This is a genomic window from Paenibacillus sp. FSL R5-0810 (assembly GCF_038002285.1).
Classification (GTDB): Bacteria; Bacillota; Bacilli; order Paenibacillales; family Paenibacillaceae; genus Paenibacillus_AQ; species Paenibacillus_AQ lactis.
Genome location: NZ_JBBOCF010000001.1, coordinates 4,617,675 through 4,633,932, shown reverse-complemented (window position 1 = coordinate 4,633,932; position 16,258 = coordinate 4,617,675). Strand labels below are relative to the sequence as shown.

Below are 16,258 nucleotides of genomic sequence, written 5' to 3'. Positions count from 1 at the left end.
AGACTCATTTGGCAAGTGCTTTGCTCATAATCGGGCCCCGGGCGCGTGAGCAGGTATAAACCCAGGCTGCGGCGAATACTGTACACCAATATCGTCCATTCCAGGATGGACCTTTGGTGGGGGGATGCGCATGAAGCGCAGTTGGGTCAATTCGCCGTATTCATTTTCGCTCGGGATGTTTGCCATGATGGTGCCGAGCCAGGCGTTCAGCTCCTTTTACATCTTCTTTTATGTGGATCAGCTGGGATTGGGAATTGGGCTGGCATCTCTGGCACGGACGGTTTTTCTAATCTGGGATGCGGTCAATAATCCGCTGATGGGGTATTGGTCCGATCGGACGAAGACAAGATTCGGAAGGCGCAGGCCGTGGGTGTTCGGCGCGATTCCGCTGTTTATGCTCACCTTTGTGCTCGTATTTTCCCCGCCGGAGGGACTTGGGCAGAACGGACTTTTTACGTGGTTTCTGATAACCCTAATTCTCTACGAGGCGGTAGCGACGGTGCTGTGGGTCAATTACGGGGCATTGTTTCCGGAGCTGTTCCGGGGCGACCGTCTTCGTGCCAAGGCTTCGGCGGTGCAGCAGGGCTATCAAGTCGTTGCTCTGCTGATCGGTACGGCCGTGACGCCGATTCTGTACGATGCGATGGGGTTCTCGAACATGGCGATCCTATATGCGGTGCTGTTCGGCGCGTTCATGTTCATATGCATGATGAGCGTCCGGGAGCTGGAGGCTTATCGGGAAGCAGACCCGCTCCCGCTTGGCGCGGCATTCCGGGAAACGCTCCGCAACAAGAAATTTTGGGTATTCAACATCTCGAATTCGTTCGCACAGACGGTGAACGGGCTTATTAGCTCGACGATTCCCTTCTATGCCAAATATGTGCTGAAGATTCCTGACGACCAGGTGTCGCTGCTGCTGGCGTCGGTATTTGTATCGGTCATTCCGCTCGTGTTCGTCTGGTACCGGATCATCCGCAGCATGGACGGCGTGAAGGCTTGGCGGCTGTCCTTGGCGATATACGGTCTGTCGGTCATTCCGCTCTGGTTCGGCTTTAACCTGGTCAGCGGCATCTTGGCCGGCATCGGCGTCGGCTTCGGGCTTGCCGGCTTTCTGGTGACCCCGGCCGTTGTCAGCGGCAGTATCATCGATGAGGATGCGTTGCGAACAGGCTTGCGGAGGGAGGGGATCTACACGTCCGTGAGCGGGTTTATTACGCGTTCGAGCGGTCTGATCTCCGCGCTTGCCTTCTGGGTGGTCGGCATCATCTTTGGATATGAAAGCGGCGACAACCCGGGAAGCGATCCGGAATCGACCTTCCGTTATTTAATGAGCGTCGTTCCGCTATGCCTGCTGGTCGTTTCATTCCTCGTATCCTTCCTTACCAAAATCGAATTTTCTAAACCGATCGGAGGCGTGCATGAGCATGGAGCGAAGATTGATCATCAATTGTGACGATTTCGGGCAGAGCGGGCCGATGAATCAGGCCATCCAGCACCTGCTTGAAGAGAATAAGGCATCATCGGCCACTATTATGACGGTTGCCCCCGGATTCGAGGAGGCGGCAGCCTGGGCATCGCGCAGGAATCAGGCCAATGTGGGTCTGCATCTGACGATGACCAGCGAATTTGAAGCCTTGCGATGGCGAAGCCTGACCGGACATTCCTCGCTTCATGATGCCGAAGGCTACCAATACCGGACGGTCCGCGAGTTCGAACAAGGCGCTGAGGCTGGAGCGGTGCTCAAGGAACTGGAAGCCCAGTACCGGCTCGCCCGCAGGGCAGGGATCCGGATTAGCCATGTCGATAATCATATGGGGAGCCTGTACGGGATAGAGACGGGGCGCAGCCTCATCCCTCAGATGCTGTGGAAGACCTCCCGCTGGAAACTCCCGGTGCGGCTCTTCCGCTATATCGATCCGGAGGACTCCCTGCTCCGCTCCCTGCCGAACATCGAGCGGCCGGTAGCGCTGGCATCGGGCTTAGCCGATACCTTCGGGGTTCCGATTCCGGATTATTTGCTCTCGCATCCCTTCGCCAAGCTGGAGGGGGAGACGTACGACAGCTTCAAGCAATCGATCATTGCCAGACTGTATCGGCTGCCGGAAGGCGTATGCGAAACCTATGTCCATCCGGGAGTGGAGGATGACTGGATGGAGGCGAATATTCCGAACTGGGAGAAGCGGGTGTGGGAGTTCAAGCTTTTGTTTGACGATGATTTTGCCTACGGGATGCGGGATGCCGGCGTAATCCTGACGGATTACCGGTATGTCGAGGCGCACTTGAAACGTCCCCGCATGCGGTCGGCGATGAAGCTGGTCAAGGTGCTGGCCAAGAAATCGTAATCGGGCGCTGGAGTCTGGCAAGCTTGGTCGCCGAATTCGGCCAGCCGACACACCCGAGCCTGCATGACATAGTCCAGCCAACAACTTGCCGGATCCAGCAAGCAGCCTCTGCCCGGCCAGACCTGCCAACAAACTTGCCAAGCCTAGGCTCTCCAACAGAACTGCCGGGTCCAGCAAGCAAGCCATCCTGAAGCGGGTCAGCTATAACGACTGCCTGGCCTGGGCCAAGCATCAAGCTTGCCGGGTCCGCCAAGCCAAGCCCTGCCCAACCTGGGCAGGGCTTGTTCTTGAATTTAAGTTTATCGTTTCCTACAGGCTATTCATCGCCCGGCGTCTTCCTTCGCAGCCTTCAGCTCCAGTTGGGTGATCTGTGCCTTGTACTGCTCAAGAAGCTGGGCCAGCGCGTTCTTGATGGCTGCGGAATCCTTCGATTCCACGGCTTCTGCAAGCTCCATTCGCGCTTCGATGAATGCGATATCGCTCTCGGTAAGTTTGACGGCCTTAAATTCCTTATGGTGGCCTGGAGCTGCTTCAATAGGGATACCGTCCGGAGATACGGCTGCTGCCGCTTTGATAGCAATGCTCGCTTCTATAGGGGAGACGATTGTGTCGCTAGCCGTATCATCGGACTTAAGCTCATGCCGTATGATCGTTTTCACCCATTGCTTAGGGAAACCCTGTTCCGCGATATCGCTCGGTTTCGCGACATGTACCAGGCCGGCATCACTTTTTATCTCGTAATTTCCCAAGATCTCTGAATCTCCCAGGATCTTTGTAATTTCAACCGTTTTCGCAGCCTCTTTCAATTCCTTGATGTCTTGGCCCTGAATGTCCAGCGCTTTAACTGCTGCAATGGCTACTCCATGGATGGGCGCCGACTTTTCCTGGGCTTCCGGATCCGGCTCAGTAGGAGGGGCTTCGGCCGCAATAAAGAAGGCCTTCCCTTCCGTTACAGTCAGCTTCTTATATTTCTCCAGCGTCTGCTCCCAGTCTTTCAGCGTTTCCGGTGCATACTGCTTGACCAGCTCCAGCGGATCAGGCAGTATGCGAACGGAGGAAGCGACCGGACCGGCCTCCGTTTTCGTTTGGTATATCTTCACGTTGTGAAGGGGCCGATCCGTCGCAGACGAGTCTGCGGAGGCATGGGCCGTGCCTGCGGAAGCCGCAAGAAGAGCAGCCGAAAGGGCCAGTTTGCCAAAAACATGCTTGTGATTCATGGTAACACTCCTTTTTTTGAGGGATAAGTTGTCTTACAGCTTTCAATTTACAGACCGGCATTGGCAGAACGTTGGTGCTTTTGTGGAAAAATAATGGCATTTCCCATTCGCCGACCGCCGCTTGGTATACTGGGAGAAGATAAAGCCCGGAGGTACATGAAATGAATGCAAATGTGCTGATTGCGGTCGTTGACGATGACCAACATATCCGTAACTTAGTGGAGGCCTACTTGCGTAAGGAAAACTACAGGACGGTCGGTCTTGGAACTGCTGAGGAGGCTTGGGAGCTGTGGCGGACGAATCCGCCGGATATGTGGGTGCTCGACATTATGCTTCCTGGCATGGACGGCTTCGAGCTGTGCCGGCGAATTCGTACCGAAGCTGAAGTGCCGATCATCATGATTTCCGCCAAGGACAGCGAAGTGGACAAAATCCTGGGGCTCGAGCTCGGCAGCGACGATTACATGGTGAAGCCGTTCAGCCCCCGCGAACTGGTAGCCCGCATCAAGCGGCAGCTGAGCCGGTGGTATAAATTCCATCATGCAGGCGGAGCTTCGCAGCTTGCGCCGTCCGCATCTGCCGCCATTACGAACGGCCGTCTCCGGCTGCTGCCGGATGAGCGGCGCGTATTTTGGGACGGAGCTGAAGTAGATATGACCAACAAAGAGTTCGAGATGCTCCGGGTGTTCGCCGAGCACCCGAATCGCGCATTTACGCGGGACGAGCTGCTGACCTCCGTATGGGGGGATGATTATTTCGGCAGCGACCGTGCGGTCGATCATCTGATCAAACGTCTGCGGAAGAAAGTGGAGCAGCTGCCGATCGAGGCGATTTGGGGGCACGGATACCGAATGCGGACCGAAGGAGGGGAGATATTGCCATGAAGCTGGTGCATCAGATCAATCTGGCGTTTGCGATATCGCTGATCGCCGTCCTGTCGGTGACGGCGGTGATCATTCATTATGTACTTCTGGATCATTTCATCGGAACGCAGCGGAAGGACATGCAGTCTATAGGAGCCCAAATAACGGAGACATTGGTCAGCGCGGCCAAGAGGCAGATTCCGATTGAAGAGGCCCCTTTGGCAATGGCGAGCGGGATTTCCTCTTATCCGATCGTCGGCATGTCTGCCGTCATTACGGACACCCAGGGAAATGTGGTCAGCTCCACGCCGCTTCCTGCGGCAGTCCCGGCTGAAGCTGTCCGGGTCGATGGTGACGAGTACCAATCTGTCGGGATAACCAAAGGCCTAACGGTCCGGCAGATACTCAAAGATGACCTCTTCCTTACGGAGGTCACCTCGGTGCCTCAAGGCACGCTTACGCTGATCACGCCGATCAGCAAGATCAAGGCGATCGAGCAGGCGCTGCTGGGACGGCTGCTGCTCGTCTTCGGCGCCGGGGCGGTCATGATGCTGACCCTAAGTCTGTTTATAACGAAAAAGCTGATCAAGCCGCTCATGCTGCTTCGGGAAGAGCTGAAGAAGGTGAAGGAGCGTCAGTTCTCGGAGGTCCGGCGAGTGGGCGCTCCGGGGGAAATCGGCATTGTGGCGGAAGCCGTCCATGAAATGGCGAACGAGCTGGAGCGGTATAACCATGTGCAGAAGCAATTTTTTCAGAATGCCTCCCATGAGCTGAAGTCGCCGCTCATGTCGATCTCCGGATATGCGGAAGGCATCCGGGATGGCGTGTTCGAAGGGGAGGATATCCGCAAGGGGTTGGACATCATCATGAGCGAAAGCAGCCGAATGAAAAATATCGTAACTGAAATGACCCTGCTGGCGAAGCTGGACAGTGAGGAGGATATTTTTCAGGCGGCTCCCGTCCACCTGAAAGAGCTGGTGGAAGAAGCCGTCGAGAGGATCAATCCGGTCCTCGTCAAGAAGGGGCTGTCCGTGCATCTTTCCTATGCAGAGAACGAAACATTAATCGTATATGCGGACCGCGATAAGCTGCTGCAGGCTCTTCTGAACATCGTCACTAATGGCGCAAGGCACGCCAGTAAGCATATTTACATCCAGGCAGGCATTGAGAAGGGACGGGTGGTGCTGTCCGTCTCCGATGACGGGGAGGGAATCGCCGAGGAGCTCCTTCCATATCTCTTCCACCGGTTCGTAAAGGGGAAGAACGGGGAATCCGGTCTCGGCTTGGCCATCGCACGGGCGATTGTCGAGCGCTGCGGGGGGCTGATCATGGCTGCTAACCGCACGGAGGGGGGCGCAGTTATCACGCTCGGATTCCCTCCGTATCGTGCTGCAGGAGCCTGAGCTGAAGCCGCTTAGGGACCAGGTTGCTGATACGAACGGCCCTTGGGAGGTAACGGATAGCCGCTAAAGCATGCATTTTGATCTGAGCGGAGATTGAGGGCGCGTGGAGTAAGCGGATCCGCACGCCCGATTACCATCTATTGACAATCGGAGTGCAATGGGCTAAAATGCATACACGATGATAGTGAACACTAACAATTGAAATGGAGAGGATGCTTGGGGTGAAGCGTAGTAGTGAATCGATGAGTAACAAAGACAGACTGCTGCTTACGGCAATCGATCTGATGGCCTTGAAGGGATACAAGGGAGTATCGACGAAGGAAATCGCATCAGCCGCGGAGGTTAGCGAAATGACGCTGTTCCGCAACTTCGGAAGCAAGCAGAATCTGCTGGAGACAGCAATCGAGCGCTTTTATTACGCCGGGGAAATGAAGCGTGTGTTTGACGAAGAGCTGGTCTCGGATTTGGAGAGCGACCTGCTGCTCATCAGCCGGCGATACCAGGACAGCATGAACCGCAACCGGAAGATGATCCGCATCGTGCTGCAGGAGCCTGAGCTAAAGCCGCTTAGGGACCAGGCACAACGACACCCGAGGCTGCTCAAGGAGCTGCTGACGGAATATTTCGATCAGATGCAGCGCGAGGGGAGGGCAGCGCGAACCGACTCGGAAGCGGCGGCGTTGTCGTTCATGTGGATGAATTACGGGGCGTTCATGAGCAGCTTGTTCGAAGCGGAGCCGATTACCGACGGGAGTATGCCGGGGCTTCTGGAGAACGGGATCTCGCTGTTCGCAAGGGCCATGAGGCCGTGAGAGCCAGCCTCGTGCCCCCAAATTTTCGCCACGGTACAGGAAAAAACTCGTCAGAACGACGTTTTTTTTACAAGAATAGATAGTTAGCACTAACTATTGATTGTGATCAAAGGCAGGTATGAAAAAAGGAGGGATCTGTTTATGAAAGAGTCTCAAATTACACGCTCCGAGCAAAAGCCGGTCGGCTTGACCGCAGCTGCGGGATTTCAGGTCGGGGTCCGCAGAACGTTGCCGATCACGCAGGAGGAGGCATGGCGATTGCTGATTTCACCCGAGGGATTGTCCCTATGGCTGGGAGAGGTCGAGACGCTGGAGCTTGCTCGGGGAACGGCTTTTGCGACACGGGAGGGAAATCATGGGGAGCTGCGCGTCGTCAAGCCTATGCACCAGCTTCGGATGTCATGGCAGCGGGCCGGCTGGAGCGTCCCCTCGACCCTGCAGATCCGCCTTCTGCCAACCAAGCAGGGGGGAACGACCATCAGCTTCCATCAGGAGAAGTTGAAGGATCTGTACGCCAGGGAGCAGATGAAGGCGCATTGGGAGGATGTGCTGCACCGATTGAAGGAAGCATCCGATGGAATCAGCCGGGAGCACCATGAATAGCTTCTGTTGAACCAATGCCGATGGAGCGTCATTCCATCTCCCTAAAGGCCTGCCTTCAGACCGGCGATTGCTTGCACATCCGCACAAAATGATCAATCTTCCCTGACATCGGACGTAAACTATAGAGGGGGAGTTAGAGGATTTTCCCGTTTCAAGCAGAATTCTATATATATCCGGGCATGATGGATGATAGCAGGTTCCCTGCATTTACAAAAAAAGAAAAGGCGATGGTGATTGTCCATGGGTATGCAATTTCGGGTTGAAAAAGATTTTCTGGGGGAAAAACAGCTTCCGGCTGAAGCTTATTACGGCATTAATACCGTCAGAGCGGTTGAGAACTTTCCGATAAGCGGCGTGCCGATCCACGCAGAGCTGATCTCTGCGCTAGGGGAAGTGAAGAAGGCGGCAGCCCTGGCCAATATGGAGCTCGGGTTTCTGCCGAAGAAAATCGGCCAAGCCATTGTTGAAGCAGCAGATGAAATTATCGCAGGCAATCTCCGTTCGGAATTCATCGTGGATTCGATTCAAGGCGGAGCAGGCACCTCGATTAATATGAATATGAATGAGGTTTTGGCGAATCGTGCACTGGAGCTTCTAGGGAAGCAGAAGGCGGAATACTTTTACTGCAATCCTAACAATCATGTCAATATGTCGCAGTCCACGAACGATGCCATTCCGACCGCAATCCGCATTGCCTCTTACCGCCTGGCGCAGGAGCTGCTCGCGGTATTCCGGACGCTGGTGGATGGTATTCGGGCGAAGGCCCGGGAGTTCGATGATGTGATCAAGATGGGACGCACGCATCTGCAGGATGCGGTTCCGATTCGGATGGGGCAGGAGTTCGGGGCGTACGCCAACGTGCTCAGCCGGGATATCGCCCGGATTGATCGGGCTGCGCAAGGGCTGCTCGTCGTGAACATGGGGGCGACAGCGGTTGGAACAGGACTGAATGCAACGCCGGCTTATATGGACAGCGTGGTGAAGCATCTGGTTGAACAGACGGGATTCACCTTGAAGCAGGCCGAGGACCTCGTCGATGCTACCCAGAATACCGATGCTTATATGGAGCTCTCGGCTGCCTTGAAGGTATGCGCCGTGAATATTTCGAAAATGTGCAACGACATCCGCTTAATGGCTTCAGGGCCGAAAGCCGGGTTGAATGAGCTGAACGTGCCGGCAAGACAGCCGGGCTCTTCCATTATGCCAGGTAAGGTTAATCCGGTGATGGCCGAAGTAATGAACCAGATCGCCTTCCAGGTGATCGGAAACGACCATACGATCAGTCTGGCTTGCGAAGCGGGACAGTTCGAGCTTAATGTCATGGTTCCGGTAGCGGCGAACAATTTGATGCATTCCCTTAAAATTTTGAGAAACGGAATGGACGTGTTCTACAAGAACCTGGTGGTTGACCTGCAGGCCAATAAGGAACGCTGCAAGCACTTCGTTGATACCAGCTACGGCATCATTACCGCATTGAATCCGCATTTGGGTTATGATGTGGCGTCCCGCTTGGTGAAGGAAGCACAGAAGACGGGCCAGAGCATCCGGGAGATCATTCTGGAGCAGGGTCTGTTGACGGAGGAGCAGGTCGAGGTTATTTTGGATCCGTATCACATGACCTCCCCGGGAATCGCAGGCGAGGAGTTTCTGCTGAACCAGTAGGCTCCAAGAAGGCAGAATGCTTCGGTTACAGGTAAATGGCAATACGGTAGATCCAAGCTTACCGTAAACGAATTACGGCTTGAATAGCATGGCGGTGCAGGTTAATCCTGCGCCGCTTTTTTTCATGAACTTATATCTTAGTTCCTTATCCGACATCCGGATCATGGTGATCGAATCCAAACGGCCAAAAAAAGCCAAGGGCGGAGACAAGCCGTTATGGTATGATAATGTTAGATATATTAGGCAGAGGGCAGGCCGCAGGGTCTTGTGTTGAGCCCTCTGATTGTATTAAAGAGCTATGCTTAAATAGATGAAACGTAATATAAAGGGGTACACGCTTGTGGAGAATCAATACGGTGAAATCACAGATCGGGAGATTATACAGGATGCTAAACAGCAGTGCAAAGATAAAGGGATGAATCCGGCGTTTCTTCCATCTCATCCTGATCGATTGGATCCCGAGACATTGGCCGCAAGGCGTGAAAAATATAAGGAATATATCGAAGTCACGCAAATGTTCGTTCGGAAATTTCTCTCCTCCGGCTCAGGCAATCCGGTCACCATTACGCTAACGGATGATGACGGGTACGTGCTTGATCTTGCAGGGGATCCTGCCATTATTGAAACGGTGAGAGAATTGGGAATCGGAGAAGGGCTCGGGTATAACGAACATAACGGCCCGAGCTCGGTGCATCTGTGCCTTCAGCACAAGCGCCCGTTCCGGTTAGTCGGAGAGGATCATTATCATCACATTCTCCAGCGGATGGCCTGTTATTCCGCTCCTTTCCGCGGCGAAGACGGCTCAAGGATTCTAGGCACGCTCTCCCTCATGACCGATATCGAGCACGAGCATCCTCACCTGCTTGCGTTGCTCTGCACAATGGCGGATTCGCTCGAGCGCGAAATGTTTACCCGGAAGCAGAACACCCAGCTTCAGACTCTGAATCAGGTGCTCATGGATACAAAGTACCACGGCGTCATCATTACCGACGACAGCGGGCGGATTCTGAAGATGAACGATTGCAGCTTAAGGCTGCTCTGTCCGGATGATGGCGACCGTTCGAACTATGTGAGCCGGCCGATATTTGAGATTCCTCCGATCAGCCGGTATTATGAGCAGGTCATTCACAAGGGGAAATCCTGCATCGGCGCCGAGCTGACCATGGAGCTTGGCGGGGATATTCATCACTATATGCTGGATGTGCAGCCGGTCTACGACCGGGAGGGCAATCTCATCCGCGTGATCGGCACCCTGCGGGACATTACGGAGATGAAGCGAACGGAGGAAGTGCTTCGCAATACGGAGAAGCTGGTCTTTGCCGGACAGGTGGCCGTGAGCATTGCCCATGAAGTCCGCAATCCGCTAACAACGGTCAAAGGGCTGCTGCAGCTGGCACATCGGGACAATAACCTGCGCCATTATGATTTGATGATGTCCGAGCTGGAACGGGCCAACCTCATCGTGGGGGAATTTATGATACTGGGTAAGCCCCAGGCGACGGTGTTCAAGCTTGAGGATTGCGGCGGAATTTTGGAGGAAGTGCTCCAGCTGTTCGAAATTCAGACCGAATTGAATGACATTGAAATAACCCGCACCCTTGAGCAGAGCGCCACCATCCGCTGCGACCGGAATCAGATCAAGCAGGTGTTCCTGAATATTTTGAAAAATGCGATGGAGGCACTGCCTTACGGCGGCCATATTCATGTTCGTTTGGATGTATGGGAAGGGTATCAGCGGATTACCTTTACCGATAACGGCACCGGCATGACGGAGGATGTGCTTTCCCGGATCGTGGAGCCGTTTCATACAACGAAGCCCGAAGGGAACGGCCTCGGGATGATGATCGTTCACCGGATTCTTGAAACCCATGACGGGACGATGACCATTCGAAGCGAAGCGGGAAAAGGAACATCGGTCGAAATCGGACTGCCGATTCAGGATATGTAGACTTTTGGGAGATCCCGGGGCGCCTTGGGGACGGTAACGACGATTGTTTGTGTATCTCTTAGGTATGAACGAGCAAACGCTGACCGCTTCATCTTTCGGTCCGAATCGGCCGGGATGGGGGTCAGCGTTTTTTTGTTCATTTGCTTGAAATCACGAAGTGCGGAGTGCTACTTTTTGTACTCCATGTACAAAGCTTCGTTCGATCCCATCATGCTGGGAGATGGATTCACTTTGGCTTCATAACTTGCCAAATTTTCGATAGCAGGTATGATTTAGGTAACCATGCCGGCTTGATTAACTCGAATCGCCGGTGCAAACCGAAAACAACGGGAGTGAAGGATCGTGAGTGAGAGCAGCCGGCTGCAGGTTCAGCAAATTCGCATCGGGATTATTGGGACGCAGACCATTGTCGATAAAATCATGAAGATCATGGACACTTTTCCGTCCTTCGACCCGATGCCGCTGGTATTTCAGGAAGAAGATGAAGCGCCTGCCTTGGCTCAGCGAATCAGTGATGAGGTGGAGGTATTGTTCCTCTCCGATCCGTTGTCGCAGCGGAAGGTAAAGGAGAGCGGGCGCTTGGCGATCCCCGTTCATTATGTGCCGGTCACCGATGCCGGCTTGTATAAAGCGTTGTTCTCAGCCAGCCAGAAAGGGGAGCTTGCGGGCGGAGTATCCGTGGATACGCTGACGGAAACGATGGTTGTGCGCACGCTGAAGGATTTACGCATCCCTTCGGTACGGGCCGTCGTATACGATGGGCCGGCATATGCCCCTAAGCAGCACATAACCGCCTTCCACCAAGCCCAGTACGAATCGGGTGCATGCTCCATTGCGCTTACCGGCGTCGAATCGGTCGCCAGGGAGCTGGCCGCCCTTGGTATTCCGCATGAATGGCTGCTTCCCTCGGATCAGGATATCGTGGTGTCGCTGGAGCGGGCATTGTTATCTACGGCATCCCGCCGAAGCCGGGAAGGGCAAATCGTTGTCGGCATGATCAATGTCGATGATTTCGGAGCCCAGGCGCTTCGCCGCAGCAATGAGCACGAGGTGCAGAAGCTGAAGCTCGACATCCACCGGATGGTGCTGGATTATGTGGAATCGCTCGATGGGTATTTGACCCATCTGGGCGGGGATGAATATTTGTTTTTTACGACACGGGGGATCTTTGAGCGGGAGAGCGGCGGGTATAAGACCATTCCGCTGGCCAAGGACGTGAACAAGACCTACGGGATCTCGCTGAGCATCGGGATGGGCTTTGGCAGATCGGCCAGCATGGCGGGGACGAATGCCCGCATCGCGATGCGGAAGGCGAAGGAGGTCGGCGGCAACGCCTGCTTCATCGTCCGGGAGGACGGAACGCTGATCGGCCCGCTGGAGATGGCCGATCCGGTTCAGGAGGTGCTATCCGTGACGGATCCGGCCTTGATCAAGCGGGCGGAGGATGCGGGGATGACAAGCGCGTATTTGAGCAAGCTGCTGAACCAGCGGGCCCGCTCCGGCAAGTATGAGTACAAGGTCCATGAGCTTGCGCATCTGCTGGATATTACGGTGCGGAGCGCGCATCGGCTGCTGCAGCTGTGGACCGACCACGGTCTTGTCGAAATTTCGGGGATCGAGAAGGTGCCTCGGGGAAGACCAAGACAGATTTTCAGATTTACGTTTTTGGAATAGCTCTGTGGAATTGCTCTGAGAACAGGCGCCTCTTCCGTTATGCGACGGAGGAGGCGCTTTTGGCGATGGACTACATCATCAAAAGCGGAATTGGAGCAGGTGGGGCTAAGATGGTGTCCTAAGCCGAATCGCCGAGCGCATATGCGGAGTTAAGGGGATAAACGCGGCATATTGCGAGCCGTAAGACTCGCCTTGATAATTTCTTATAGCCGGATCCGCAACCTTCCATATGATGGAACCGTTAGTAGTTAAAACGGGAAATATCCATATATAGGGGGTTAAAGGATGAGAAAGCGGAGTTCATGGATTGCTGCGTTGATGCTTATCGTGTTGCTGGTCAGCGGCTGCTCATCGGGTTCTCAAGGCAAAAGCGAAAGCCCCGGAAGCCGAAACGCAATCAGCCTCGGCGGATCGGACTTCAAACACAGACGGAGGTGCGTCGGCGAAAAACGTAACGTCGGTGAAAAGCGGTCACAATGCCGAGGAACCGGCCTCGGCGGATGCCGAGCTTCCGAATATGCCATCGCCTGCTCAGACTTCCGGCGCGGGCATTAATTCGCAGGATCTGTCAAACGGGCTTAACAAAAAGCTGATGTACAAAGCGAATATCGTGATGGAGATTCAGGATTATGGCAAAGCGCAGTCGGAAGTCCGGAACATCGTGACGCTTTCAGGCGGCTATATCGTGAATTTCAGCGAAACCCAGTCCAGCAGCGAAAGAGGCGGCACGTTTATTGTGAAGGTTCCTGCAAACGGCTTCTCCTCCTTCTTAAACCGTTTGGAGAACATTGCGCATGAAAACCTGCAGCGAAGCATCGAGGGGCAGGACGCGACCGAGGAATATGTCGATCTGGAATCCAGGCTCAAGGCCAAGCAAATCATGGAGGAGCAGTACGTAGCCTTCATGAAGAAGGCGACCAAAACGACCGACCTTGTTGCTTTTGCCAACGAGCTGGAGCGCATTCAATCAGAAATCGAGCAGATGAAGGGCCGGATGCGGTACATTGACCAAAACGTGTCGTATTCCACCGTAGAAATCAGGCTTTACGAGACGCCGCAAAAAAAGGATGATCCCAAATCCTCCGCCGCCCAGGCGCCGCTCGGCCAGCGGGTCTCCGAAGCCTTTCAGGGCAGCATCGACGTGATCACCATCATCGTCCAATGGATGATCGTCATCCTTTCCGGCTCGCTTCCCGTCTTGGTCATCGCGGCCCTCGTTCTGCTCATCCTATGGCTGGTTCGAAAATCGGGACAGCGGAAACGGGAAGAGGCTGCCCAAAAGCGAAAGCTGCTCAATAACGGGCCGACGTTTGAGGAAGGGTATCCGGAAGGCCCACAGGACGAGGAAAACGAAAGGAAAGACGAATAACGGCAAGAGTTAAACTTAAGAATACGATGCAGGCAGTCGCCTTTGGTTTCAGATTTCTACTGTGCCAGGTTCTATACCGTCAAGAAATCTGAAACCTACAGCGATTGCAGAAACATTTTGCGTGCTTGCCCTAACATCCATTTATTTAAAGACGATTTAAAGATTTGTCTTTATATAATATCCCCCCGTATGATGAAAGGGAATCAATACGAGGAGGAGATGGAATGATGTTGACCGTTGCAGAACTAGAAGCGAAGCTGGCTGAGCCTTCGGAACAGCTGGTCGCCGATCTGGCGTCATTGGATGGAGATATTGTGGTACTTGGCGTCGGTGGGAAGATGGGTCCGAGCCTTGCGAGACTGGCGGCGAACGCTGTTCGCGAAGGAGGCGGGGGTAAACGGATCATTGGCGTGTCCCGGTTCTCGAACCAGGAGGCCAGACGCGAGCTGGAGGAAGCGGGCGTCCACACGATCTCGTGCGACCTGCTGAACGATGGGGAGCTGCAGCAGCTGCCGGAGGCCCCGAACGTCATTTATATGGCCGGGAATAAGTTCGGTACGACCGGCCGCGAGTATTTCACCTGGGCGATGAATTCGTATTTGCCTGGGCGGGTGGCCGAGAAGTTCAAGCAATCGAGGATCGTGGTGTTCTCGTCGGGGAATGTGTATCCCTTCTCCCCGGTAGGGAGCGGCGGTGTGAACGAATCGGTTGCGCCGGAGCCGATCGGCGAGTACGCGCAGTCCTGCCTGGGCCGGGAGCGGGTCTTTGAATATTTCTCCCATCAGAATGGAACGCCGATGGCCATTTACCGTCTCAACTACGCGATCGATATGCGGTACGGCGTACTGCATGAGCTGGCCAAGGCCATTCATGAGGACCGCCCGATTCACCTGGCGATGGGGCACGCGAATATTATATGGCAGGGGGATGCCAACGCGATGGCGCTCCGATCTCTCTTGCATTGCAGCACTCCGCCCGAAATCATCAACATTACCGGACCGGAGACGATGTCGATCCGCTGGGCGGCACAGGAGCTGGCCAAACGGATGGGGAAAGAGGCGCGGTTTATCGGCACGGAATCCGAAACGGCGCTGCTGAATAACGCGTCGAAGTCGCACCAGCTGTTCGGCTATCCGAAGGTATCCCTGCTGCAGATGATCGACTGGACCGCAGCATGGGTACAGGCTGGCGGCGAAAGCTGGAACAAGCCGACACACTTCCAAGAGAGAAAGGGGAAATTCTAAATGAGCGGACTGACAACCACCACCTTGCAATTGGCTCCCGAAAAATTAGCGGCCCTCCATCAAGGGCTCGTCATTCCGGCTCACCCCCTCGCCTTGGACGAGAACCGTAAGCTGGACGAACGACGCCAGCGGGCCTTGTCCCGTTACTATGCGGCATCAGGCGCAGGCGGCATTGCGGTCGGCGTGCATTCGACCCAGTTCGAGATTCGCGAGCCCGGCATTGATCTGTACGAGCCGGTGCTGCGGCTTGCGGCCGAAGAAATCGGCAAGGCCAAGCTTGAGCGTCCGTTCATCCTGGTCGCGGGCGTCTGCGGCCCGACTCCGCAAGCGCTCGAGGAGACGGAGATCGCCGGAAGGCTCGGTTATGACGCGGTGCTGCTCAGCATGGGCGGTCTGGACGGCTGGAGCGAGGAAGACATCCTGAAGCGGACTGAGGCGATCGCCGCTAAAATGCCGGTTATCGGCTTCTACCTTCAGCCATCGGTCGGCGGAAAGATCTTCTCCTTCGATTTCTGGCGGGCTTTTGCCGAAATTCCGAACGTCGTGGCCATCAAGATGGCGCCGTTTAACCGGTACCAGACGATCGACGTCGTACGTGCCGTCTGCTACTCCAGCCGCCGGGACGAGATCGCGCTGTATACCGGCAATGACGATAATATCGTGAACGATCTGCTGACCACGTACCGTTTTCAGGTCGACGGGGTTGCTGTAGAGAAGGAGATCGTCGGCGGGCTGCTGGGCCATTGGGCTGTATGGACGCAGAAAGCGGTCGAACTGCTGGAGGAAATCAAGGAGGCGAGAAAAGCCGGAAGCCTCTCCAAGGAATGGCTGACGCGCAATGTCGAGATTACGGATTGCAATGCGGCTTTCTTTGACCCCGCGCATGGGTTCGCCGGATGCATCCCGGGAATCCACGAGGTTCTCCGGCGCCAAGGGCTGCTGAAGGGCACCTGGTGCCTGAATCCGCATGAGACGCTGTCACCGGGACAGGCCGAGGAAATTGATCGGGTCTATCGTGATTATCCGCATCTGAATGACGACGACTTTATTCGCGAGCACTTGGAAGAATGGCTTTCGGACTGATACAATGAGGGCAGAATAGTCGAAAGTGGGGAATCGCG

The 16,258-nt window shown here is 54.9% G+C and carries 13 protein-coding genes; 12 read left to right on the top strand and 1 reads right to left on the bottom strand.

Annotated features, from left to right (window positions below):
- The first annotated feature begins 130 nt into the window (after positions 1-130).
- Positions 131-1,453, top strand: a complete 1,323-nt coding sequence (locus MKX76_RS20635; protein WP_007130613.1) for an MFS transporter — start codon at positions 131-133, stop codon at positions 1,451-1,453.
- Positions 1,425-2,342, top strand: a complete 918-nt coding sequence (locus tag MKX76_RS20630; protein WP_034273828.1) for a polysaccharide deacetylase family protein — start codon at positions 1,425-1,427, stop codon at positions 2,340-2,342. Before MKX76_RS20635 ends, MKX76_RS20630 begins: the two co-directional genes overlap by 29 nt.
- A gap of 320 nt (positions 2,343-2,662) precedes the next feature.
- On the opposite strand, the gene MKX76_RS20625 is transcribed toward MKX76_RS20630, so the two are convergent.
- Positions 2,663-3,559, bottom strand: coding sequence for a hypothetical protein (locus tag MKX76_RS20625; protein ID WP_341034532.1), 897 nt, complete (start codon positions 3,557-3,559; stop codon positions 2,663-2,665).
- Positions 3,560-3,720: 161 nt separating this feature from the next.
- Between MKX76_RS20625 and MKX76_RS20620 the strand changes: the two genes are divergently transcribed.
- The 10 genes from MKX76_RS20620 to MKX76_RS20575 all read left to right on the top strand — a co-directional run bounded on the left by MKX76_RS20620 (position 3,721) and on the right by MKX76_RS20575 (position 16,220).
- Positions 3,721-4,443 carry a response regulator transcription factor gene (locus MKX76_RS20620; RefSeq protein WP_251536098.1) on the top strand — a complete coding sequence of 241 codons (723 nt, stop codon included), beginning with the start codon at positions 3,721-3,723 and terminating at the stop codon, positions 4,441-4,443.
- The gene (locus tag MKX76_RS20615) at positions 4,440-5,825 is read left to right on the top strand and encodes a sensor histidine kinase (protein WP_251536096.1); all 1,386 of its coding nucleotides are present in this window, start codon (positions 4,440-4,442) and stop codon (positions 5,823-5,825) included. The genes MKX76_RS20620 and MKX76_RS20615 overlap by 4 nt, the downstream gene beginning before the upstream one ends.
- A 221-nt stretch (positions 5,826-6,046) precedes the next feature.
- A complete protein-coding gene (locus tag MKX76_RS20610; protein WP_341034531.1) occupies positions 6,047-6,637 on the top strand; it encodes a TetR/AcrR family transcriptional regulator in 591 nt (196 codons plus the stop codon).
- A gap of 141 nt (positions 6,638-6,778) precedes the next feature.
- On the top strand, positions 6,779-7,240 hold the full coding sequence (locus MKX76_RS20605; protein WP_007130607.1) for an SRPBCC family protein: 462 nt from the start codon (positions 6,779-6,781) through the stop codon (positions 7,238-7,240).
- A gap of 240 nt (positions 7,241-7,480) precedes the next feature.
- Positions 7,481-8,902: an aspartate ammonia-lyase gene (locus tag MKX76_RS20600; RefSeq protein ID WP_007130606.1), complete on the top strand. Its 1,422-nt coding sequence runs from the start codon at positions 7,481-7,483 to the stop codon at positions 8,900-8,902.
- Between the two features lie 310 nt (positions 8,903-9,212).
- On the top strand, positions 9,213-10,850 hold the full coding sequence (locus MKX76_RS20595; protein ID WP_007130605.1) for an ATP-binding protein: 1,638 nt from the start codon (positions 9,213-9,215) through the stop codon (positions 10,848-10,850).
- A gap of 342 nt (positions 10,851-11,192) precedes the next feature.
- The gene (locus MKX76_RS20590) at positions 11,193-12,524 is read left to right on the top strand and encodes a hypothetical protein (protein ID WP_007130604.1); all 1,332 of its coding nucleotides are present in this window, start codon (positions 11,193-11,195) and stop codon (positions 12,522-12,524) included.
- 460 nt (positions 12,525-12,984) lie between these two features.
- Positions 12,985-13,893 carry a DUF4349 domain-containing protein gene (locus MKX76_RS20585; RefSeq protein ID WP_341034530.1) on the top strand — a complete coding sequence of 303 codons (909 nt, stop codon included), beginning with the start codon at positions 12,985-12,987 and terminating at the stop codon, positions 13,891-13,893.
- Positions 13,894-14,120: 227 nt separating this feature from the next.
- The gene (locus tag MKX76_RS20580) at positions 14,121-15,137 is read left to right on the top strand and encodes an NAD-dependent epimerase/dehydratase family protein (RefSeq protein ID WP_341035067.1); all 1,017 of its coding nucleotides are present in this window, start codon (positions 14,121-14,123) and stop codon (positions 15,135-15,137) included.
- Positions 15,138-16,220, top strand: a complete 1,083-nt coding sequence (locus tag MKX76_RS20575) for a dihydrodipicolinate synthase family protein (protein WP_341034528.1) — start codon at positions 15,138-15,140, stop codon at positions 16,218-16,220.
- Positions 16,221-16,258 lie beyond the last annotated feature (38 nt).

Bases quoted from the DNA above. Each gene is read 5' to 3' on its own strand.
- MKX76_RS20600 (WP_007130606.1), top strand. From the start codon at position 7,481: ATGGGTATGCAATTTCGGGTTGAAAAAGATTTTCTGGGGGAAAAACAG.
- MKX76_RS20580 (WP_341035067.1), top strand. From the start codon at position 14,121: ATGTTGACCGTTGCAGAACTAGAAGCGAAGCTGGCTGAGCCTTCGGAA.
- MKX76_RS20615 (WP_251536096.1), top strand. From the start codon at position 4,440: ATGAAGCTGGTGCATCAGATCAATCTGGCGTTTGCGATATCGCTGATC.
- MKX76_RS20575 (WP_341034528.1), top strand. From the start codon at position 15,138: ATGAGCGGACTGACAACCACCACCTTGCAATTGGCTCCCGAAAAATTA.
- MKX76_RS20625 (WP_341034532.1), bottom strand. From the start codon at position 3,559: ATGAATCACAAGCATGTTTTTGGCAAACTGGCCCTTTCGGCTGCTCTT.
- MKX76_RS20620 (WP_251536098.1), top strand. From the start codon at position 3,721: ATGAATGCAAATGTGCTGATTGCGGTCGTTGACGATGACCAACATATC.
- MKX76_RS20630 (WP_034273828.1), top strand. From the start codon at position 1,425: ATGGAGCGAAGATTGATCATCAATTGTGACGATTTCGGGCAGAGCGGG.
- MKX76_RS20595 (WP_007130605.1), top strand. From the start codon at position 9,213: ATGAAACGTAATATAAAGGGGTACACGCTTGTGGAGAATCAATACGGT.
- MKX76_RS20605 (WP_007130607.1), top strand. From the start codon at position 6,779: ATGAAAGAGTCTCAAATTACACGCTCCGAGCAAAAGCCGGTCGGCTTG.
- MKX76_RS20635 (WP_007130613.1), top strand. From the start codon at position 131: ATGAAGCGCAGTTGGGTCAATTCGCCGTATTCATTTTCGCTCGGGATG.